Here is a 4,960-nt window from a genome sequence, read left to right as displayed (position 1 = left end):
ACCAACAGTCGTGATAGTCATAACGAATTCCTCCGGGACGATGTGTACCCCATGATTGCACAAGAGTTAATCAGGCGCATAATCAGGGGAAGTCCCTTCCATTCGTTAAGGCTGTTTTTTGTACTGACTGACATCAACTGGCCGCAAAGGTCGATACTTCCCTTCTGCCAGTTTTTTATTGTTTCGCCAGATATAGTCTCCCGTAAGATTAATTTGCTCCCAGCCCAGCGGAGACAAGTGTGACAGCAATTGCTCATTGAGATGCAGCCCCTTCCTTTTCAGCAGGTTAATGGCGTTTTCTATATATACGGTATTCCACAATGTGATCGCGGCGGTAATTAGCGTAAGTCCACTGGCGCGGTAACTCTGGTTTTCCAGGCCTCGATCCCTTATTTCGCCAAGACGATGCATAAAGACGGCTCTGGCAAGCGCATTCCGGGCTTCTCCTTTAGTGCGGTGAAAAAATGTTCATCAGAGCTTATTTGCGAGCGTCGACGGAAGATCAGTTTGCGGATCGGGCAAAAGACATGCTGGAGCAGTTCGTTCAGGAAAGAGGGTATAAAATAGCCAGCTACTACCGGGAGAACATCAGTGGTACAAAACTGGACCGCCCGGAACTGGGACGACTGCTAATGGACAGTCACCATAATGATATTTTACTGGTCGAGCAGATAGACCGTCTGACTCGCCTGAGCAACAGCGACTGGATGACGCTGAAAAAGCAAATTGAGCAACACGAGTTGCGGATTGTCAGTCTGGATGTCCCCACGTCATGGCAGGCTCTGTCAGATAAAGACCCTACACAGGCTGACCCGATAACCCGCGCTGTCATTACGGCTATCAACAATATGTTGATCGACCTGATGGCCGCAATGTCACATAAGGACTGGTTGAGTCGCCGCCAGCGACAGCAACAGGGAATTAAACGCGCTCATTCTCTGGGTAAATACCGGGGCAAGCAGGCCGATCACGAACGACATCAAAAGGTATTGTACTACCGACAGGTTAAGAAACTCAGTATACGGGAGACCGCAGAAGCTACCGGCTATAGTTCTTCTCAGGTTTGTCGGATACAGGCACTTAACAAAATATCCGGTACTGATTAAATCTGGCTGCTCAGATGTCTTCTGCGCCAGAGATGAAATGACAGCGAATAATTCTTCTTTCATCTTACCGGGACGACCAGAAGACCTGAAAATTTCCATTGCTATGCAACCAGCAGGCAGTTTAGATTAGCGCCGAAAGTTACTTTTATGGCAAAGGTGTCGTTAGCGGTGTTTGTGAAATCTGCGTTTATCTCCAGAGCTGTGCTGTTTGTTGTGGCCTTTGCCATGATGAGCGCTTTGCTGCTGGCAAAACCGCAGTCCTCTCAGATGTCATCGATGCAGACCACCGAAGCACATCAGCACGATAATGATGCTTCCCCTGATGAGCACAACACGCTCTTATTTCATTCCCACGGCAATGTGCATCACCTGAATGCCGATCATTCTCATGACATCAATAAGCTTTTTGCACTGACGGAATTCTATGTCTGGCAGGGCAAAAACAGAGCTGTGTATGGTCATGGAAGTCCCCGTCATTATTTCGTTTCCCTGTCTACTCCTGAGCGTCCCCCAAGGTCCGGGCTTGTCTGATTTCTGCTGTTAAAGCGTTATTATTCATAGCTTAAGGATTTTTTATGTTCACGAACCTTGCATTACGTGGCGGGGTGTATGACGGCCTGTTTTCCGCCAGAATGCGCTCTGCCTGTCTGTTTTTTGTACTTTTATTGCTTTGCTACAGCCAGGGTGCATCTGCACACGGCGTAGCCGAAGGCGACAAAGGGTACATTCAGGAAATTACCGGGATAAACATCCTCCCGTTTATCTACCTTGGTGCAAAGCACATGGTGACCGGTTACGATCACCTGCTGTTTCTGTTCGGGGTGATTTTCTTTCTCTACAAAATGCGCGACATCGGTTTGTACGTCAGCCTGTTTGCCATTGGTCACTCCAGCACGCTGCTGATTGGCGTTTTCTTTGATATCAGCGTCAGCGCGTATCTCATTGATGCCATCATCGGTCTGTCGGTGGTCTATAAGGCGCTCGATAATCTTGGGGCGTTCCAGCGCTGGTTTGGTTTCCAGCCGGATACCAGACTGGCAACGCTCATCTTTGGTTTCTTCCACGGCTTTGGTCTGGCGACGAAAATAAAGGAATTCGAGATCTCCCCTGATGGCCTGTTCGTTAATCTGATCGCGTTCAATGTGGGGGTGGAGATAGGCCAGTTACTGGCTCTCAGCGCCATTCTGATCGTGATGAGTTACTGGCGTCAGACCGCGAGCTTTTTCCGTCATGCCTACACCGCTAACGTTGTGATGATGAGCGCCGGTTTCCTGCTGATGAGCTACCAACTTTGTGGCTATATCCTTGCCTGAGAGAGAATGAATTATGTACAACACTGATTTACCTACCCGCGCTGAGCTTCCTTCTTCACTGAAGCTGATGCAGTCCACCCTGATGGCCGCCATCGTTGCCCTGACATTACTCATTACCGTGGTGATGCCGTCTGAATATGCTATAGACCCAACCGGCATAGGCCGGGTTCTCGGGTTAAAACAAATGGGAGAGATCAAAACGCAGCTGGCTGAAGAAGCGGAGTCGGACCAACAGGCCGTCGTCAATATTCAGGCCCCGGTTGCCCGCCCAGCGACGGTAAGCACGGTTCCTGATAATCCCCCGGTGATAGCGCAAAACAGTGCTCCGGAGCGGGATACCCCGTCCGTCATACCGTCACAGGAAACGAAGGCGGCGGGTGTTCAACGCAACCAGATGGTGATTACGCTTAAGCCAAACGAAGCCGCAGAGATTAAACTCGACATGCGTAAGGATGCGCAGGTGAGTTATCAATGGACAAGCTCCGGACCGGTTAACGTTGATGCCCATGGTGATCCGACCAATGCGCCGAAGGGGTTCTATCACGGTTACGGGAAAGATCGCCAGATCACCGCCAAAGAGGGGATTATCCAGGCGGCTTTCGACGGAAAGCATGGCTGGTTCTGGCGCAACCGTGGCACGAAGAGCGTCACGATCCGTCTGGATACCAACGGCCAGTACATGACGATTAAACGCGTTATTTAATCTGCCAACCCGGGCTTGCCCGGGTTTTTCGCCTCCGTTCAGCCCCTTTTATTTCTGCTCCTGCCCGGAAGAATGCTTGCCTTTGCTCATCCGCTTCTTTAACATTCCTTATCCCCCTGGGGGGGATGTGGCGAGGCGAATATTCCCATCGCCCGGAGAAGAGGAGGAAATCATGTCAGTTCACACTTCACACCCCGACATCATTAAAAGGCTGAAACGTGCCGCAGGGCATCTGAAGAGCACTATCCAGATGCTCGAAGACGAAAAACCGTGCCTGGATATCGCCCAGCAGTTGTCCGCTGTGGAAAAGGCGATAACGAATGCCAAGCGAACGCTTATTCATGATCACCTGGACCATTGTCTGGAACATGCCCTGGAAGACAGCCAGCATGCATCTGACACGTCGCTCAGCGAATTTAAAGAGATAACCAGGTACCTTTGAGGTAAGAGAAAATGACCGATTTTTCTGCGTTGTTACAGCAGGGCGTGGCCAACGCATGGCTGTTTGTTCCCAGCGCCATTTTGCTCGGTGCGCTTCACGGTCTTGAGCCGGGACATTCCAAAACCATGATGGCCGCTTTTATTGTCGCTATCCGGGGAACCGTCAGACAGGCTGTCATGCTGGGCCTGGCTGCCACGCTTTCCCATACGGCCATCGTCTGGATGATTGCGCTGGGCGGGATGTATATCAGCCGGAAATTCACCGCTGAATCAGCCGAACCCTGGTTTCAGCTGATTTCCGCCGTCATTATTCTCGGCACTGCGGCATGGATGTTCTGGCGGACATGGAGCGGTGAACGTCTGTGGAAACTGGAGCAGGAAGAAGAACATGCGCACGGGCATCATGAGCATGACGAAACGCGGATTATTGATACCGGCCACGGTAAAGTCGAACTCTCTATTTTTGAAGAAGGCCAGCTGCCGCACTGGCGTTTTCGTACCCTGAGCGGTCAGAACTGGCAAACCCGGGATGTCTCACTGGTGACAAACCGGGGTAAAGGCACCTTTTCGCAGGTCTTCGATTTTGTCGAGAAAGACGGCTTCATGGAGTCCACACAGGCTATCCCGGAGCCGCACAGCTTTGAGGTTCGTCTGACGTTAGGTCATCGCGGTCATGTTCATGACTACGACGTGACATTTCATGAACACGAACACGAACATTCAGCGCTCGAAGGACTGGATGCCTCCTCAAAGGAATACCAGGATGCGCATGAAAAAGCCCATGCTAACGATATTAAAAAACGCTTCGCCAACCGGAATGTGACCACCGGTCAGATAATCCTGTTTGGGCTGACAGGCGGGCTGATCCCGTGTCCGGCTGCCATTACGGTCCTTCTGCTTTGTATTCAGGTGAAAGAGTTTTCACTCGGGGCCGCGCTGGTTTTATGCTTCAGTATTGGCCTGGCAATCACGCTGGTCACGGTGGGTGCCGCAGCGGCCTACAGTGTGCGACAGGCCACAAAGCGCTGGCGTGGATTTGATACCCTGGCGCGTCGGGCTCCCTATTTCTCCAGCGTGCTGATTGCCCTGGTGGGAATTTATATGGGCTATCACGGCTGGTCAGGGATTATGCAATAACCCTTGCGTATTCGTCCCGGCAGTCGCCGGGGCGTTGCACTAAGTTCTCCGAAGCAGATGTAAAACCAGTCAGACAATCTCGCACCCACTATTTCAATAGTTACAGCTATCCCGTCTATACCACTTTGGTTCCTGCCTGCCCTTCGGCAGTACAAATGTTCGCCTTAACGAATGGAAGGGACTTCCCCTGATTATGCGCCTGATTAACTCTTGTGCAATCATGGGGTACACATCGTCCCGGAGGAATTCGTTATGACTAT

6 protein-coding genes and 1 pseudogene are annotated in these 4,960 nt (G+C 51.3%); 6 read left to right on the top strand and 1 reads right to left on the bottom strand.

Going from position 1 to position 4,960, the window contains the following annotated elements; genetic code table 11:
* Positions 1-105: 105 nt before the first annotated feature.
* Positions 106-450, bottom strand: a pseudogene (locus D7S44_RS23105) (Tn3 family transposase); the annotation flags it as partial.
* A gap of 14 nt (positions 451-464) precedes the next feature.
* Here D7S44_RS23105 and D7S44_RS23100 point away from each other — a divergent pair.
* The 6 genes from D7S44_RS23100 (at position 465) to D7S44_RS23075 (ending at position 4,700) form a co-directional block, all read left to right on the top strand.
* Positions 465-1,106 carry a recombinase family protein gene (locus D7S44_RS23100; protein ID WP_045270074.1) on the top strand — a complete coding sequence of 214 codons (642 nt, stop codon included), beginning with the start codon at positions 465-467 and terminating at the stop codon, positions 1,104-1,106.
* Positions 1,107-1,253: 147 nt separating this feature from the next.
* The gene (locus tag D7S44_RS23095; RefSeq protein WP_004118043.1) at positions 1,254-1,637 is read left to right on the top strand and encodes a hypothetical protein; all 384 of its coding nucleotides are present in this window, start codon (positions 1,254-1,256) and stop codon (positions 1,635-1,637) included.
* A 44-nt stretch (positions 1,638-1,681) separates the two neighbouring features.
* Positions 1,682-2,419 carry a HupE/UreJ family protein gene (locus tag D7S44_RS23090; RefSeq protein ID WP_063151156.1) on the top strand — a complete coding sequence of 246 codons (738 nt, stop codon included), beginning with the start codon at positions 1,682-1,684 and terminating at the stop codon, positions 2,417-2,419.
* Between the two features lie 13 nt (positions 2,420-2,432).
* Complete coding sequence (locus D7S44_RS23085; RefSeq protein WP_004118039.1) at positions 2,433-3,122, top strand: hypothetical protein; 690 nt, start codon at positions 2,433-2,435, stop codon at positions 3,120-3,122.
* Positions 3,123-3,294: 172 nt separating this feature from the next.
* Complete coding sequence (locus D7S44_RS23080) at positions 3,295-3,564, top strand: metal-sensing transcriptional repressor (protein ID WP_004118036.1); 270 nt, start codon at positions 3,295-3,297, stop codon at positions 3,562-3,564.
* 11 nt (positions 3,565-3,575) lie between these two features.
* Positions 3,576-4,700, top strand: coding sequence for a nickel/cobalt efflux protein RcnA (locus tag D7S44_RS23075; RefSeq protein WP_004118031.1), 1,125 nt, complete (start codon positions 3,576-3,578; stop codon positions 4,698-4,700).
* Positions 4,701-4,960 lie beyond the last annotated feature (260 nt).

Origin of the sequence: Pantoea piersonii, from assembly GCF_003612015.1 — a bacterium.
In the GTDB taxonomy this organism is placed as follows: Bacteria; Pseudomonadota; Gammaproteobacteria; order Enterobacterales; family Enterobacteriaceae; genus Pantoea; species Pantoea piersonii.
Note: the sequence above shows the minus strand (reverse complement) of the source record. Positions and strands in the feature narration are given on the sequence as shown.

Bases quoted from the DNA above. Each gene is read 5' to 3' on its own strand.
- D7S44_RS23100 (WP_045270074.1), top strand. From the start codon at position 465: ATGTTCATCAGAGCTTATTTGCGAGCGTCGACGGAAGATCAGTTTGCG.
- D7S44_RS23095 (WP_004118043.1), top strand. From the start codon at position 1,254: ATGGCAAAGGTGTCGTTAGCGGTGTTTGTGAAATCTGCGTTTATCTCC.
- D7S44_RS23090 (WP_063151156.1), top strand. From the start codon at position 1,682: ATGTTCACGAACCTTGCATTACGTGGCGGGGTGTATGACGGCCTGTTT.
- D7S44_RS23085 (WP_004118039.1), top strand. From the start codon at position 2,433: ATGTACAACACTGATTTACCTACCCGCGCTGAGCTTCCTTCTTCACTG.
- D7S44_RS23080 (WP_004118036.1), top strand. From the start codon at position 3,295: ATGTCAGTTCACACTTCACACCCCGACATCATTAAAAGGCTGAAACGT.
- D7S44_RS23075 (WP_004118031.1), top strand. From the start codon at position 3,576: ATGACCGATTTTTCTGCGTTGTTACAGCAGGGCGTGGCCAACGCATGG.